Source organism: Paenirhizobium selenitireducens ATCC BAA-1503 (assembly GCF_000518785.1).
GTDB lineage: Bacteria > Pseudomonadota > Alphaproteobacteria > Rhizobiales > Rhizobiaceae > Allorhizobium > Allorhizobium selenitireducens.
Map to the genome: position 1 here is coordinate 57,288 of NZ_JAEG01000011.1, position 15,231 is coordinate 72,518.

13 protein-coding genes are annotated in these 15,231 nt (G+C 62.6%); 4 read left to right on the top strand and 9 right to left on the bottom strand.

Features of this window, described 5'->3' with window-relative positions:
• Positions 1–2: 2 nt before the first annotated feature.
• The 4 genes from araD1 to chvE all read right to left on the bottom strand — a co-directional run bounded on the left by araD1 (position 3) and on the right by chvE (position 4,913).
• Positions 3–968, bottom strand: coding sequence for an AraD1 family protein (gene araD1, locus L867_RS0116115; protein WP_028737834.1), 966 nt, complete (start codon positions 966–968; stop codon positions 3–5).
• Between the two features lie 10 nt (positions 969–978).
• Positions 979–2,190, bottom strand: coding sequence for a multiple monosaccharide ABC transporter permease (gene mmsB / locus L867_RS0116120; protein WP_028737835.1), 1,212 nt, complete (start codon positions 2,188–2,190; stop codon positions 979–981).
• On the bottom strand, positions 2,190–3,725 hold the full coding sequence (gene mmsA, locus L867_RS0116125) for a multiple monosaccharide ABC transporter ATP-binding protein (RefSeq protein WP_028737836.1): 1,536 nt from the start codon (positions 3,723–3,725) through the stop codon (positions 2,190–2,192). Before mmsA ends, mmsB begins: the two co-directional genes overlap by 1 nt.
• A 117-nt stretch (positions 3,726–3,842) precedes the next feature.
• Positions 3,843–4,913: a multiple monosaccharide ABC transporter substrate-binding protein gene (chvE, locus tag L867_RS0116130; protein WP_028737837.1), complete on the bottom strand. Its 1,071-nt coding sequence runs from the start codon at positions 4,911–4,913 to the stop codon at positions 3,843–3,845.
• 171 nt (positions 4,914–5,084) lie between these two features.
• Between chvE and L867_RS0116135 the strand changes: the two genes are divergently transcribed.
• On the top strand, positions 5,085–6,026 hold the full coding sequence (locus tag L867_RS0116135) for a LysR family transcriptional regulator (protein ID WP_028737838.1): 942 nt from the start codon (positions 5,085–5,087) through the stop codon (positions 6,024–6,026).
• Between the two features lie 175 nt (positions 6,027–6,201).
• Positions 6,202–6,600 (top strand): DUF2794 domain-containing protein, encoded by a 399-nt coding sequence (locus L867_RS0116140; RefSeq protein WP_028737839.1) that lies wholly within the window; start codon positions 6,202–6,204, stop codon positions 6,598–6,600.
• A 3-nt stretch (positions 6,601–6,603) separates the two neighbouring features.
• On the opposite strand, the gene L867_RS0116145 is transcribed toward L867_RS0116140, so the two are convergent.
• Both L867_RS0116145 and L867_RS0116150 read right to left on the bottom strand, forming a co-directional pair.
• A complete protein-coding gene (locus tag L867_RS0116145) occupies positions 6,604–7,161 on the bottom strand; it encodes a GNAT family N-acetyltransferase (RefSeq protein WP_028737840.1) in 558 nt (185 codons plus the stop codon).
• A 158-nt stretch (positions 7,162–7,319) separates the two neighbouring features.
• On the bottom strand, positions 7,320–9,197 hold the full coding sequence (locus L867_RS0116150; RefSeq protein ID WP_028737841.1) for an MFS transporter: 1,878 nt from the start codon (positions 9,195–9,197) through the stop codon (positions 7,320–7,322).
• Positions 9,198–9,783: 586 nt separating this feature from the next.
• Between L867_RS0116150 and L867_RS0116160 the strand changes: the two genes are divergently transcribed.
• Entirely contained in the window at positions 9,784–10,818 is a 1,035-nt protein-coding gene (locus L867_RS0116160; RefSeq protein WP_028737842.1) for an aspartate-semialdehyde dehydrogenase, read from the top strand.
• A 171-nt stretch (positions 10,819–10,989) separates the two neighbouring features.
• Positions 10,990–11,811: a lytic murein transglycosylase gene (locus tag L867_RS0116165; RefSeq protein ID WP_028737843.1), complete on the top strand. Its 822-nt coding sequence runs from the start codon at positions 10,990–10,992 to the stop codon at positions 11,809–11,811.
• Positions 11,812–11,833: 22 nt separating this feature from the next.
• Here L867_RS0116165 and L867_RS25540 read toward each other — a convergent pair whose 3' ends face one another.
• From L867_RS25540 to pdxY, 3 genes are all read right to left on the bottom strand, one after another.
• Positions 11,834–13,507 (bottom strand): GGDEF domain-containing protein, encoded by a 1,674-nt coding sequence (locus L867_RS25540; protein WP_084638593.1) that lies wholly within the window; start codon positions 13,505–13,507, stop codon positions 11,834–11,836.
• Between the two features lie 66 nt (positions 13,508–13,573).
• Entirely contained in the window at positions 13,574–14,215 is a 642-nt protein-coding gene (locus L867_RS0116175) for a carbonic anhydrase (RefSeq protein ID WP_028737844.1), read from the bottom strand.
• 82 nt (positions 14,216–14,297) lie between these two features.
• Complete coding sequence (gene pdxY, locus L867_RS0116180) at positions 14,298–15,176, bottom strand: pyridoxal kinase PdxY (RefSeq protein WP_028737845.1); 879 nt, start codon at positions 15,174–15,176, stop codon at positions 14,298–14,300.
• Between the last annotated feature and the right edge of the window lie 55 nt (positions 15,177–15,231).

The window sequence follows — 15,231 nt, forward strand, 5'->3', positions numbered from 1 at the left end:
GTTCAGAGCGTGGTTACGTCGATGGCTTCGGTGTTGGCGCGGGCCAGGGCATTCGCGAGCGGAAGGCCGAACTGGGCTGCCTGGACTTCGAACACGTCGCCATCCTCGGCCTTGATGCCGTCGGCAAAGGACAGCGTCGCAGTGCCGAACATGTGAACGTGCAGGTCTCCCGGCTGGCGGAAGAGGTCGTACTTGAAGTGGTGGTATTCGAGGTTGGCGATCGTGTGGGACATGTTGTCCTCGCCCGAAAGGAAAGGCTTCTCCCAGACCACGTTACCCCCACGCAGGATGCGCGACGTGCCGTCGACATGCGAGGGCAGCGCACCGACCAGAAGCTCGGGCCCGAAGGAGGCGGGGCGGAGCTTCGAATGGGCGAGATACAGATAGTTGATCTTCTCGGTGACGTGGTCGGAGAATTCATTGGCCAGCGAAAAGCCGATGCGGAACGGCGTGCCGTCCTTGCCGATCAGGTAGAAGCCGGCAATCTCGGGCTCTTCGCCGCCGTCGAGCGCGAAGGACGGGGAAACCAGCGGATCGCCGGGAGCAACCGCGTTGACGCCGGTGCCCTTGTAGAACCATTCCGGCTGGACGCCCGTTTCGCCGACCTTGGGCTTGCCGCCCTCGATGCCCATGCGGAACATCTTCATCGAATCGCTCATGCCGACGGTATCGGCATGCATGCTGTCGCGCGCCGAGGCCGAGCCGGTGTGGGTAAGGCCGGTGCCGGTCAAGAACATATGGGCCGGATCCGGATGACGGACCGGGCAATCGAGCTTGCCGGCGGCCGCCAGGGCCATCAGATCGACGACCTGTCCTTCGCCGCGCTTGGCGATGCAGTCGGCGAGCGACATGCCCGCCGCGATCGCAGCCTTGGCAAGGTCGTAAGTCGAGGAGAAGCCCGGCACGAGGCGCGCAGATTCCCCCTGGCGGCAGATGACGCCACCATCCTTCAATTGCGAGAGATGCATTTGTCTTACCTCAGACTGCTTTGTTCTTGTTGTAGACGTCGAAGAACACGGCCGCGAGCAGCACCAGGCCCTTGATGAGCTGCTGGTAATCGATGCCGATGCCCATGATCGACATGCCGTTGTTCATCACACCCATGATGAAGGCGCCGATCACCGCGCCGATGATCTTGCCGACACCGCCCGATGCCGAGGCGCCGCCGATGAAGCAGGCCGCGATGACGTCGAGTTCGAAGCCGACGCCGGCCTTCGGCGTCGCCGAATTGAGGCGGGCCGCGATGATCATGCCGGCAAGCGCCGCGAGCACGCCCATGTTGACGAAGGTGTAGAAGGTCAGCCGCTCGGTGTTGATGCCCGAAAGCTTGGTGGCCTTCTCGTTGCCACCCATGGCGTAGATGCGCCGGCCGATGGTCGAACGGGTCGTGACGAAGGTGTAGAAGGCGATCAGCACGCCCATGACGACGAGCACGTTCGGCAAGCCGCGATAGGTGGACAGCTGGAAGCCGAGGAAGATGGCAACGACGCTGATGACCGCCATCTGCCCGGCGAAGAAGACGACGGGTTCGTTCGGCGTGCCGTGCTGCTCGTTCAGGCGGCGGTTCTTCATGCCCGAATAGATCGCCCAGCCGACCAGTGCCAGCACCGTGATCAGCGCCACGTAATTCTTGACGATGCTGGTGGCCGGATCGGTGAAGGACAGGAAGTCCGGGATGAAGCCGGTCGACAGCAGCTGGAATTCCTTGGGGAACGGCCCGATCGGGCGGCCTTCAAGAACGACATAGGTCAGGCCACGGAAGACCAGCATGCCGGCCAGCGTGACGATGAAGGACGGAATCTTCTGGTAGGCGACCCAGTAACCCTGGGCGGCGCCCATGGCCGCACCGAGAATCAGGCAGAGCGGCACGACGATCGAGAAATGCCAGCCCCATTTGACCAGCATGATCGCCGATATGCCGCCGATGAAGGCGACGATCGAGCCGACCGACAGGTCGATATGCCCAGCCACGATGATCAGCAGCATGCCGAGTGCCATGATGATGATGAACGAGTTCTGCAACACCAGATTGGTGATGTTGACCGGCTTGAACAGAACGCCGCCGGTGAGGAACTGGAACAGCAGCATGATGACGACGAGCGCCAGAAGCAGGCCGTATTCGCGGATGTTCTTCCGCAGGTAGTCGCTGACGGAAACGTTGGGGGTTTCAGTACGGGTTTCGATAGCCATTAGTGTTTCTCCCCCGAGCGCATGATGGCACGCATGATGGATTCCTGGCTTGCCTCGTCCTTGGACAGCTCGGCGACGATCCGGCCCTCGTTCATCACGTAGATGCGGTCGCAGGTTCCGAGCAGTTCGGGCATTTCCGACGAGATCATCAGGATGCCCTTACCTTCAGCGGCAAGCTGGTTGATGATGGTGTAGATTTCGAATTTCGCCCCGACATCGATGCCGCGTGTCGGCTCGTCGAGGATGAGGACCTGCGGATCGGTGAACAGCCACTTCGACAGCACGACCTTCTGCTGGTTGCCGCCGGACAGGTTGACGGTTTCCTGGTAGATCGAGTGCGAGCGGATGCGCAGCTTCGAGCGGTAGTCGGAGGCGACCCGCGCCTCCTTGCGCTCGTCGATGAAGCCCCGCGCCGACACTGCGCCGAGATTGGCGAGCGTCGTATTGTGCATGATGTTGTTGTTGAGCACGAGACCGAGGTGCTTGCGGTCCTCGGTGACGTAGGCGAGGCCCGCGTCGATCGCCTTCGGGATCGTGCTGACATCCACCGGCTTGCCATGCATGGCGACTTCGCCGGTGATCTTGTGGCCCCAGGACCTGCCGAAGATGCTCATCGCCGTTTCGGTGCGTCCGGCGCCCATCAGGCCGGCAATGCCGACGACCTCGCCGGCGCGCACGGTGAAATTGACGTCATGCAGGAACTGGCGGTCGCGGTGGTTCTGGTGGAAGACGTTCCAGTTCTTCACCTCGAGCAGCGTCTCGCCGATCTTCGGCTGGCGCGGCGGGTAGCGGTCTTCCATGGCGCGGCCGACCATGCCGCGGATGATGCGGTCTTCGCTGATATCGGCGCCGTGACAGTCGAGCGTCTCGACCGTGCCGCCGTCGCGCAGGATGGTGATCTGGTCGGCGACCTTGCGGATCTCGTTCAGTTTGTGGGAGATGATGATCGAGGTCATGCCCTGCTTGCGGAACTCCATCAGCAGGGTGAGCAGCGCGTCGGAATCGGTCTCGTTGAGCGAGGCGGTCGGTTCGTCGAGGATGAGCAGGCGCACCTTCTTCGACAGCGCCTTGGCGATTTCCACCAGCTGCTGCTTGCCGACGCCGATATCGGTGATGCGGGTCGAGGGCGAATCCTTGAGGCCGACCTTGGCGAGCAGCTCCTGGGTGCGGGCGAAGGTCGCGGGCCAGTTGATGACGCCGTTGTTGGCGATCTCGTTGCCGAGGAAGATGTTTTCGGCGATCGACAGAAGCGGCACCAGCGCCAGCTCCTGATGGATGATGATGATGCCGAGTTCTTCGCTGTCGGAAATGGTCGAAAAGCGGCGCACTTCGCCGTCGAAATGAATCTCGCCGTCATAGGTGCCGGCCGGATAGACGCCCGAAAGCACCTTCATCAGCGTCGACTTGCCGGCGCCGTTTTCGCCGACCAGCGCGTGGATCTCGCCCTCGCGCACCTTGAAGCTGACATTGTCCAGGGCCTTCACGCCCGGAAACGTCTTGGTGATGCCGCGCATCTCGAGAATGATGTTGTCCATGTGCAGAATTCCGGCGCGCGTTCGACGACGGTGACGTCAAGCCGAAGGCGCAAGCTCCCTATACGCTCTGGAAAGAGGGTCCGCGACTGTTCGCGGACCCCCGTCGATCGTTGAGGATCAGTTGTCGATCTGCTCGGCGGTGTAGTAGCCGGAGGAGACCATGACATCCTTGATGTTGGCCTTGTCCACGGCAACCGGCTTGAGCAGGTAGGACGGAACGACCTTGACGCCATTGTTGTAGGTCTTGGTGTCGTTCACTTCCGGCTCCTTGCCTTCCATGACGGCTTCGACCATCGAGACGGCGACCTTGGCGAGTTCGCGGGTGTCCTTGAACACGGTCGAATACTGCTCGTCGGCGAGGATCGACTTGACCGAGGGAAGCTCGGCGTCCTGACCGGTGACGACCGGCATGACCATGTCGCCCGAGCCGTAGCCGACGCCCTTCAGGGCCGAGAGGATACCGATCGACAGGCCGTCATAGGGCGACAGAACGCCGTTGACCTTGGCATCGGTGTAGGTCGAGGACAGCAGGTTTTCCATGCGTGCCTGGGCGACGGTGCCGTCCCAACGGAGCGTACCGACCTGTTCCATGCCCTGCTGGCCCGACTTCACGACGATTTCGCCGCTGTCGATCATCGGCTGCAGGACAGACATGGCGCCATCGTAGAAGAAGAAGGCGTTGTTGTCGTCCGGCGAACCGCCGAACAGTTCGACGTTCCACGGCTTGGTATCGGCGAACTTCGCCTTCAGGCCGTCAACCAGGCTGGTTGCCTGCAGGACGCCGACCTGGAAGTTGTCGAAGGTGGCATAGTAGTCGACATTGCCGCTGTCACGGATCAGTCGGTCATAGGCGATGACCTTGACGCCCGCATCGGCAGCCTTCTGCAGGATGTCCGAAAGCGTGGTGCCGTCGATGGCGCCGATCACGAGGACCTTGGCACCCTTGGTCACCATGTTCTCGATCTGGGCAAGCTGGTTCGGAATGTCGTCGTCAGCGAACTGCAGGTCCGGCTCATAGCCGGCATCCTTGAACAGCTTTTCCATGGTCTCGCCGTCCGAGATCCAGCGCGTCGACGTCTTGGTCGGCATCGAAATACCGACTACGCCCTTCGTTTCCGCAATTGCCTGCGACGCGAACACCGAAATGCCCAGCGCGACAGACGCAATAAGAGTGGTGATTTTCTTCACGGAATTCCTCCCTTGGCTGATCGTGCGGTCCCAGCTCCTTCCGGCAACCGCACACTGCAAGAACCGGCGACTGCATGAGCCTCGCCTGATCCGAGGCGAGTCTTAGCGCCTCGTATATACCGATCAAATGAAAAATTTGACTTTCTGCATACCGTGATTGATATGTGAAACATGTCTGACATCCTCGCAAACCGCCTTCTGCCGAAGCACTTCAGCCTGATCCGCGCCGTGGCCGAATACGGCCAGCTGAGCCTTGCCGCCAATGCACTGGCAATGACACAGCCCGCCGCGTCGCGCATGCTGGCCGACATCGAGCGCCATGTCGACGCGCCGGTCTTCCTGCGCACACCGAAAGGCATGGAGCCGACGGCCATCGGCAGCGCGCTCGCGCGGCGGGCCGAAAACCTGCTGGAGGAGATCCGCGAAGCGGCCCGCGAGGTGGAGGCGATCCGCCGCGGCCTGACGGGCACCGTGCGGGTCGGCGCCGTCACCGGCGGTGCCGTCGGCTATGTCGTGCCGGCGATCCAGGCCCTGAAGGCGGAGACCGAGACGGTCGACATCCACGTCGATGTGGCGGCCAGCGGCTCGCTGATTGCCGACCTTCTGGCCGGACAGCTGGATTTCGTCCTCGGGCGCATTCCCGCAGGCGTCGATGCCCGGCAGTTCTCGATCACCGGCATGCTGAGCGAGGAGGTGGACCTGCTCGTGCATCAGAGCCATCCGCTGGCCAATGCCGAGCGGTTGACCATGTCCGACCTCGTGCATTTCCCCTGGGTCATGCAGGCGCCGGGCGCGCCGATGCGCCAGGCGCTGGAAGGCGTGTTCGTCGCTCAGGGCGCGCCGATCCCGTCCAACATCGTCAATACCACGTCACTGCTGGTGATGATCGCCATGCTCGCCGCGTCGAACGCGATTGCGCCGATGTCGCGCGAACTCTCGGAACTGCTGTGCCGGCACACGACGGGCTCGGGCGTCACGCGGCTTGATGTCCGCCAGGAGATCTCGGTCGCCCCCTATCACCTGATCAGCCTTGCGGGGAAGCGGATGAGCCCGGTCGCCACGCGCATGCGTGATCTGGTGGCCCGCGAGTTCGACAGCCGCCGACGCGGCTGAGCGGACGGCAGGGCGTCGACCTCGGCTCACGCCGACCGGGATTGCGGCATCGGCCCTCTGCATCCGCGACAGGCGAGCCGGTCCATGCCGGCTCCGCGCGCCAGAGACTTGCAATTTCACCCTCTTGAGGCAGACTGTCATTCATCCGTCACGAAGGCGAGGTTTTGAAGCATTGATGAGCGATCAATCGGATACGGGGCCCGAGGAGTTCGGAAGCCAGGAGCCGAGCCCTGCATCCGTCGTCGATATCCGCGAATATCGCCAGGCCCGCGATCCTCTGCCCGTCACCTTCCATCGCCGCGAACTGGACGCAATATTGTGGATCTACGGCCGCATGGTCGGCGAAGGCGCATGGCGCGACTATGCGATCGACCACCTCAAGGACAGGGCTGTGTTTTCCGTATTCAAGCGCTCGGGCGAATTTCCGCTCTACCGGATCGAGAAGAATCCGAAGCTCGCCGGCAAGCAGGGCGCCTTCTCCGTCATCGGCGCGGATGGCCGCATCCTGAAGCGCGGCCACGAGCTGAAGCAGGTGCTGAAGGTGTTCGACAAGTCGCTGAAGCTCGTCGAATAGAACTTATCCGGCAAAGAGCGTTCCGGGATAATGCGACGGATCGGGGTCGGAGGTGTCCCCCTCGCCCAACGCGATCTGCATGAACACCGTATCGAGCCACTGGCCGAGCTTGAACCCCGTGCCGTTGAAGGTACCGACCATGCGGAAACCGCAGGAGCGGTGAACGGCAATGGAGGCGAGGCTCGCTCCGCCGATGACGGCGACCATCTGCCGGAATCCGAGATCGGTCGCGCGCCGCACAAGCTCCTCGAGCAGGAGGCGACCGATCCCCCTGCCCTGCGCCTGAGGCGCCAGATAGATCGAATCCTCCACCAGCCAGCGATAGGCCGGGCGCGTGCGGAAGGCCGAGGCGTAGGCATAGCCGAGCACCTCGCCCGACCGATCCACAGCGACGATATAGGGATAGCCCTGGCGGGTGATCGCTTCGAAGCGAGACGTCATCTCGTTTTCATCGGGGGCCACCAGCTCGTAGCTCGCAGTGCCCGTCATGACCGCATCGGCGTAGATGCCGGTGATCGCGGCGATGTCGGCCGCACTGGCGTTTCTGAGCGTCACTGTCATGGAAGTCACCGGGAGGCTTGGGCAAGGATGACGCAGTGTTCCATAGCGCCATCGGCCTTTCAAGCGCGCCCGCCCCGCCTCAAAACGAAAAAAGCCCGGCGCGTCGGCGCCGGGCTTCCCCGGGAGCAGAACTCCCGGAATTCAGGACATCGTCAGCCTCAGGCGTTGATGTCGTTGTCCTTGGTTTCCTTCAGGAAGATCATGCCGATGACGAAGGTCGCGCCAGCGATGATGACCGGGTACCAGAGGCCGTAATAGATATCACCCTTGGCGGCGCTCATGGCGAAGGCCGTTGCCGGGAGAAGACCGCCGAACCAGCCGTTACCGATATGGTAGGGCAGCGACATGCCGGTATAGCGGATGCGGGTCGGGAACATCTCGACGAGCATCGCGGCGATCGGGCCGTAAACCATGGTGACGTAAATCATCAGCACGGTCAGGACGGCGATGACGCCGGTCCAGCTGACCTTGGCCGGGTCGGCGACCATCTTGAACGCACCGCCGTTGGCGATGGTGTAGACGGCCATTTCAGGAGCAGCGGCGGCTTCTTCGGCCGTCAGAAGCTTTTCCTTGACCAGGCCGGCGGTCGGAACGGTGGCCTTTTCGCCTGCACGGATGGCAGCGGCGTCGAGAGCGAGTTCCGGGTTGCCGGCGACGAAGGCATCAAGCTTCGAATCCGGAACCTTGGCGGCAGCGCGAACCAGCGGGTAGCCGTTGGTCTGCAGGGCGAGGTTCATGCCCTTCTGCATCTTGGCATCCAGAGCCTTGGCCTGGTCTGCGGCCTTGGCTGCGTCATAGCTCTCGATGGTGGCTTCACCGATCTTGATCGTGGCGACCGAACCGGCCGGGCCGGCAACGACATCGTACGGAACCGAATTCTTGGTCAGCGTCGAGGTCGCAATATCGCACGAGGTGGTGAACTTCGCAGTACCCGTCGGGTTGAACTGGAAGGTGCAGTCTGCCGGATCGGCGGTGACCGTTGCACGGATGCTTTCCTGCGCCGCGAACAGGGCAGGGTTACCGAACTGGGTCATGGCCTTGAAGAGCGGGAAATAGGTGAGAACTGCGAGAAGCAGGCCGGCCATGATGATCGGCTTGCGGCCGATCTTGTCGGACAGCCAGCCGAACACGACGAAGAACAGGGTGCCGATGGCGAGCGCGATGGCAACCATGATGTTGGCGGCCTGCGGGTCGACCTTGAGCACGTTCTGAAGGAAGAACAGCGCATAGAACTGGCCGGAGTACCAGACCACGGCCTGACCGGCGACGGCACCGAGCAGGGCGAGGATGGCGACCTTGGCGTTCTTCCACTGACCGAAGGCTTCGGAGATCGGCGCCTTCGAACGGGTGCCTTCTTCCTTCATCTTCGTGAAGGCCGGGGATTCGTTCATCTTCAGGCGAATCCAGACCGAAACGGCGAGGAGCAGCGCGGAGAGAAGGAACGGGATGCGCCAGCCCCAGTCGGCGAAGGCTTCCTTGCCCATGGCTGTCTGGATGCCCAGAATGATCAGCAGCGAGAGGAAGAGGCCGAGGGTTGCGGTGGTCTGGATCCACGACGTGTAGAAACCACGACGGCCATGCGGCGCATGTTCCGCAACGTGGGTTGCAGCACCGCCATATTCACCGCCGAGTGCCAGGCCCTGCAGCATGCGCAGCCCGATCAGGATGATCGGAGCGGCGATGCCGATGGTGGCCGAGCCGGGCAGCAGGCCGACCAGGAAGGTCGAGGCGCCCATGATCAGGATTGTGACAAGGAAGGTATACTTGCGGCCGACCATGTCGCCGAGACGGCCGAAGACCAGCGCGCCGAACGGACGGACGAGGAAGCCCGCGGCAAAGGCGAGCAGGGTGAAGATGTTCCGGGTCGCTTCCGGATACTGCGAGAAGAAGGTCGCGCCAATGTAGATGGCCAGCGAACCGTAAAGATAGAAGTCGTACCACTCGAAAATCGTACCGAGAGACGACGCAAAGATGACCTTGCGCTCTTCGGCTGTCATGCCACGAGGCGAGCCGCTAGCGGCTGCGACATTTGCCATTGTTATTCCTCCACAAGATTACGTTCCCCGCCGACCGCCGACCCACCACTCCTCCGGGTCGCTATGTCGCGGTTACGGGTTGTTTACAAACTGGCAGAAAACGGGAGAAATCAAGAGAGATGCTTTGGGCTTATGACTTAAGTCTAAGACGTCCGTTCGATCCGGTCGCATTTGCGCTAGCGCGGCCCCGTCTCAGGTCAATTTGCGGCATGAGATCCTCATGACGCCAGATCGGGTGCCGAATGGCGCGCTGCAGGGTGGGGGTTGGCGCCTGAGGCTTCAGCATAGCGCGGACCGCGCTTTTGCTTGACTCTCGGCCAAAACCTTTTAATAGCTCGGCGCGAATAGGGATTCGCTCATGTATTCTTTCTGCTCGCACAATGCAGACAGATCGAACCTGGCGCACGGCGCCGGGATGGACATGCGTTTTTCCGTTTCATTCACGACCAAGGCCAAAACGACGACCAAAACCGTCTGACGTCTCTGGCCCCCGCTCTCTCCCCGGCACGGCCGGGGACAAGGAAGGCGCGCTTGAAGCGCGGCTCCCCCCTCACCATCCGAGGAGAGACAGAAAGAGAGCATATAAATGGGTTTCAAGATCGCTATCGTAGGCGCCACCGGCAATGTCGGGCGCGAAATGCTCAATATCCTTTCCGAGCGCGGCTTTCCGGCCGACGAAGTGGTGGCGCTCGCCTCCGCACGCTCCCAGGGCACGGAAGTCTCCTTCGGCGACAAGGTGCTGAAGGTTCAGAACCTCGAGAACTACGACTTCACCGGCACCGACATCTGCCTGATGTCCGCCGGCGGCACGATCTCGCAGAAGTGGTCGCCGAAGATCGGCGCCCAGGGTTGCGTCGTGATCGACAACTCCTCGGCCTGGCGCTACGACGCCGACGTTCCGCTGATCGTTCCGGAAGTGAACCCGGACGCGATCGTGGATTTCAGGAAGCGCAACATCATCGCCAACCCGAATTGCTCGACCGCCCAGCTCGTCGTCGCTCTGAAGCCGCTGCATGACTTCGCCAAGATCAAGCGCATCGTCGTGTCGACCTACCAGTCGGTGTCCGGCGCCGGCAAGGAAGGCATGGACGAGCTGTTCACCCAGACCCGCGCCGTCTTCGTCGCCGATCCGATCGAAGCGAAGAAGTTCACCAAGCGCATCGCCTTCAACGTCATTCCGCACATCGATGCGTTCATGGAAGACGGCTACACGAAGGAAGAGTGGAAGGTTCTCGCCGAGACCAAGAAGATGCTCGACCCGAAGATCAAGGTGACCTGCACAGCGGTGCGCGTGCCGGTCTTCATCGGCCACTCGGAATCGGTCAACATCGAATTCGAAAACGAGATCACCGCCGACCAGGCGCGGGACATCCTGCGCGAAGCCCCGGGTTGCCTGGTCATCGACAAGCATGAGAACGGCGGCTACATCACCCCGCTCGAATGCGCCGGCGAGGACGCCACCTTCATTTCGCGCATCCGCGAGGACGCGACGGTCGAGAACGGCCTGAACATGTGGATCGTCTCCGACAACCTGCGCAAGGGCGCGGCTCTCAATGCCGTGCAGATTGCCGAACTGCTGATCAACCGCGGCCTGATCAAGCCGAAGAAGGCTGCTGCCTGATCCGAAATACCGGCCCCTCGGTCCAACCGGGCCAGGGGCCGGACAAATCTCCGCTTTTCGTGATCACCAAGAGAGCGAAAGCAACGCCGAAACAGCTTCACACCGCGTGACAGAATCAGCGCTCGCTGGCATGTTGCGGTCAAAGTCCAAATCTCAGAATACGAGGCATAGATGCGACTGAACAAGTTCCTGTCGGCAGCGCTTCTCACGGCGGCCGTGTTTTCAACCGTCACGGGCGTGGCCGCTGCGGCTCAATGCGGCAAGACTTCGGCCGGATTCGACGCCTGGAAGCAGGAGTTCAAGTCGGAAGCAAGCGCAAGGGGCATCAGCCCCAAGCTCCTCGACAAGGTCTTCGCCGGCGTCAACTACAACAATGCGACGATCCGCGCCGACCGCGGCCAGAAAAGCTTCAAGCTGTCCTTCGATCAATTCATGCAGAAACGCGGCGGCGCGGCGATCATCTCGCGCGGCAAGGGCATGAAGAAGAACAATGCCTCGCTGTTCGCCAGGATCGAGCAGCGCTACGGCGTGCCGGCCGGCCCGCTGATCGCGATCTGGGGCATGGAAACCGGCTTCGGCTCCTACATGGGCAACGAGCACATCCTCTCGGCGGTAGCGACGCTCGCCTATGATTGCCGGCGCACGGAATATTTCACCGACCAGTTCTATGCCGCGCTCCAGCTCGCCGGAAGCGGTACCCTGGCAATGACGGCACGGGGCGCGGCCCATGGAGAAATCGGCCAGACGCAGTTCCTTCCGCGCAGCGTCGTGAAGTTCGGTGTTGACGGCGATGGCGACGGCAGGATCGACCTCGTCCGGTCGCGCGCCGATGCGCTGGCCTCGACCGCCAACTTCCTGCGCGGGAACGGCTGGCAGGCCGGTGGCGGTTATCAGCCCGGGCAGGCCAACTACGGCGCCTTGCAGCAGTGGAATGCGGCCACCGTCTACCAGCAGGCGATCGCCCACATTGGCGCCAGGATCGACGGCGAATAGGCAAGACAGGGGGGCAGGCTGCTCAGGCCTGCCTCATGGCCCGTCTTTCTACCGTCAGCACATCGCTTTCGCCGTCGAGCGCAACACGGTTGCGGCCGGCGAATTTGGCCGTGTAGAGCGCGAGATCCGCTCGCCTGATCAGCTCGGGTACAAGGTGCGTGCCGATCGGCGCCTCGCCGCTGGCGCAACCGAAGCTCGCCGTCACCCGCAGCACCGTTCCATCGTCCAGTTCGAATTCCGTGCTTTCGATCGCCTGCCGCACCCGCTCGGCGACCTCCGCAGCAGCCTCCAGATGACACTCCGGCAGCAGCGCGAGAAATTCCTCGCCGCCGTGACGCGCCAGCAGATCGTCCGACCGGAACATGGACTGGGCGATCTCGCCGATGCGTTGAAGCACGACATCGCCGGCCTGGTGGCCATAGATGTCGTTGACCTGCTTGAAGCGGTCGAGGTCAAAGATGACGACCGAGACGGCCTGCATGCTCCTCCCCTCCAGGAGAATCCGCGCCATGCCGTCGAAGCCCCGGCGATTGTGCAGGCCGGTCAGGTGATCGGTCTGCGCCGCATTGCGCAGTTCCTCGACCAACAGCTCGCGCTCGCGCAGCAAGCGGGACGCCAGTGCGACACCCTTGATCGCCAACACGATCACCAGCCCGAGCAGCAGCGACAGAACGCCGATGGCGCCGACGAGAACCAGAAGCTGGCGCCGCGCCTCAGCGGCGAGCGTATCGCCGGACTGGCGGATCTCGCCGATCATCTGGGCAATGCCCCGTTGCCAGAAGGCGACCCTGGCCTGGTTTTCCCGCGTCCAGCGCTGTAGCAGCGGGCGCGACGGTTCTGCGGTGCCGGCCAGAATTTCTCGGGTGGTCTGCTGTAGCCACTGCCCGGACGACGTCTCTTCGAAATCGAGCATTTGTTTCAGGCTGGCACTGGAGAGATGCACGACGAGCTGATGCAGCGATTCTTGCTTCATCGCCGCCGCCCTGACGAATGTGTCCAGATCACCGGCCGACAGGGTGCGACCGCGCAGGTACTCGGTCCCGTAAAAGCCGGCCACCAGGCCCGACTCGTTTGCCTTGAGCAGACTGACGAACAGGTGAAGCTTGAGGGACAGCACCGGATCGGCAATTTCGAAGCGAAGAACATCGACGAGATCGACGTTGATATCGGATGCCGGCTTGTATCGGCCGATGATCTCTTCGGTCACCGCGTTGCCGTAGTCCACCCGGATGCGGTAACGGCGGATCCCGTCGACCGCGATACGCAGTCTTTCGCCATAGGACCGGAGCACCGACCGCTTGTCGTCGAATTCCTCCAATTCGGTCATCAGCCGGGCAAGATCCCGGTCGACGGCATTTCGAGCCTGACGCAGGCGGTCAGGGCGCGCGTCACCCGGTTCGGACAGGTGGCGGATGGTTTCATGGGCCTCCGTCGGGATGGTCGAGGAGCCAAGCCGGCCAGCATCGGAGGTGACATAGGCATAATTCTTGTCCGCCTCGAGGATCCGCAATCTCGCGAGAGCGCCGTTGATCAGCAGGACAGCCTCGGCTCCCATGACTAGGCCCGGCAGAAGGAGGGCCGCCATGACGACCTTTTTCGTAGCTTTCAGTTCCATCCACCCACCTGCATGCTGTCCCATCGACCCCAGGGGCCGCTCGAAACCATGGGCGCATGCCGGTAACGAGCCGGATATCATTACCGGCTCGGCATAAACATTCTCTAAATTAGCATCAAAAAAGTGGAAACGCGGCGGCGCGGCCCGTCACGGCTCGAGGCGGACGAAATCGCGGGTCTCGGGATCCATGATCCACAATTCGCCGTTGGCAATGTCGAACCAGGCACCATGGATCTGCAGCTTGCCGCGCTCCTCGAGGATCTTCACGCAAGGGAAGCTGCGCAGATTGGAGATCGAGTTGCGGATCGAGATGCGTTCGAGCGCCGTCTGGCGTTCGGTGGCCGTCATTACGGAATTATTCTGCAGCTGCTCGGCGGCGGTGCTGACGAGCCCCATCCACTTGCCGATGAAATCGCCCGGCGAAAGCGGCTCCGCATTCGGATCGAGCGCAGCGCGGATGCCGCCGCACCGGCCATGGCCCATGACGATGATATCGCGGACCCTCAAGGCCTGGACGGCGAATTCGAGCGCCGCCGAGGTGGAGTGATACTGGCCGTCCGGCTCGTAGGGCGGGACCATGTTCGCCACGTTGCGCACGACGAACAGTTCACCGGGGCCCGCATCGAAGATGGTCTCGGGTGCGGCGCGGCTGTCACAACAGGCGACGACCAGCGTATGCGGCTTCTGGCCCTGATCCGCCAAAACGCGATAGCGTTCTCGCTCGTCGACATAACGGCCGCTCATGAAGTTGCGATAGCCATTGAGAAGAGTGGTTGGGAAGCGCTTCATGTCTTTCCGATTAACGTGCGCCGGCCTTGATGGCAACAGTTTCGCACAAGCTTCGAACGCAAAGCAGCAAAGCGAATCGCGCCTAGCTGCGCTTCGGGCGCTGGGCGGGATGCATGAGGTGGCGCATCTGGACAAGCGCCATCGGCGTGGAGAGGCTGGAGGCATCGCTTTCGAGGGTCAGCTCGTCACCGCCGCGTTTGGCGGTACGCGCCAGCACCTCGAAGACGCTCGCCGTCGTCAATTGCAGGGCGCGCTCGTCCGGCACGCCCGCCAGCAGCCGCGCCAGGAACAGCGCCGAGGTGAGGTCGCCCAGCCCATTGGGCGGATTGTCGATCAGCCGGTGTTCGGCGAGCAGGGCGTGTTTTCCGCTGAGATAGAGATTGCCGGTTCCGCCGGCCATCATCGGCACCGCGGATGTGACGAGCATGCGCGACGGGCCGAGCGACAGCGCCGCTTCGATGATTTCCGCATTGGACGACAGCTTGCCGCCGACCAGCCATTCCAGCTCGTAGCGGTTGGGGGTGGCGACGGAAGCGAGCGGGATGAGTTCGTCGCGGATCGCGACCGCGGTCTCCTCGCGGATGTAGAGACCACCGACATCGCCCATGACCGGATCGCAGACGTAAAGAAGGTCGGGGTTGCGCTCGCGCAGCGCCTTGACCAGCCTGGCGACCGAACGCGGCTGGGCGGCATTGCCGAAATAGCCCGTCAATACGGCCTTCACCTCGGACAGCCAGGGGGATCGAATGAGATCGTCGATGGCGTGGTCGAAGGCGTCCTCTGCGAAGGTAAGCCGGGTCGATGGACCGTGGCCGGGATGCCACGGAAGCACCACCGTCGGCAGGGCCCAGACCGGGAAGCCCAGGCTTTCGAGGGCGAAAACTGCCGCACGGTTGCCGACCGAGCCGCGCACGACGTGGCTCGAGATGACGATGACCGCGCCCTGCGACTGCTCTGTCATGACTGATGATCCATCTGGTTGCGCCGTTGATCGGCCTTTTCGCCTCAAACTGTCA

Coding starts and splice junctions, on each gene's coding strand:
- araD1 (WP_028737834.1), bottom strand. CDS start 968: ATGCATCTCTCGCAATTGAAGGATGGTGGCGTCATCTGCCGCCAGGGG.
- mmsB (WP_028737835.1), bottom strand. CDS start 2,190: ATGGCTATCGAAACCCGTACTGAAACCCCCAACGTTTCCGTCAGCGAC.
- mmsA (WP_028737836.1), bottom strand. CDS start 3,725: ATGGACAACATCATTCTCGAGATGCGCGGCATCACCAAGACGTTTCCG.
- L867_RS0116135 (WP_028737838.1), top strand. CDS start 5,085: ATGTCTGACATCCTCGCAAACCGCCTTCTGCCGAAGCACTTCAGCCTG.
- L867_RS0116140 (WP_028737839.1), top strand. CDS start 6,202: ATGAGCGATCAATCGGATACGGGGCCCGAGGAGTTCGGAAGCCAGGAG.
- L867_RS0116145 (WP_028737840.1), bottom strand. CDS start 7,161: ATGACAGTGACGCTCAGAAACGCCAGTGCGGCCGACATCGCCGCGATC.
- L867_RS0116150 (WP_028737841.1), bottom strand. CDS start 9,197: ATGGCAAATGTCGCAGCCGCTAGCGGCTCGCCTCGTGGCATGACAGCC.
- L867_RS0116160 (WP_028737842.1), top strand. CDS start 9,784: ATGGGTTTCAAGATCGCTATCGTAGGCGCCACCGGCAATGTCGGGCGC.
- L867_RS0116165 (WP_028737843.1), top strand. CDS start 10,990: ATGCGACTGAACAAGTTCCTGTCGGCAGCGCTTCTCACGGCGGCCGTG.
- L867_RS25540 (WP_084638593.1), bottom strand. CDS start 13,507: ATGATATCCGGCTCGTTACCGGCATGCGCCCATGGTTTCGAGCGGCCC.
- L867_RS0116175 (WP_028737844.1), bottom strand. CDS start 14,215: ATGAAGCGCTTCCCAACCACTCTTCTCAATGGCTATCGCAACTTCATG.
- pdxY (WP_028737845.1), bottom strand. CDS start 15,176: ATGACAGAGCAGTCGCAGGGCGCGGTCATCGTCATCTCGAGCCACGTC.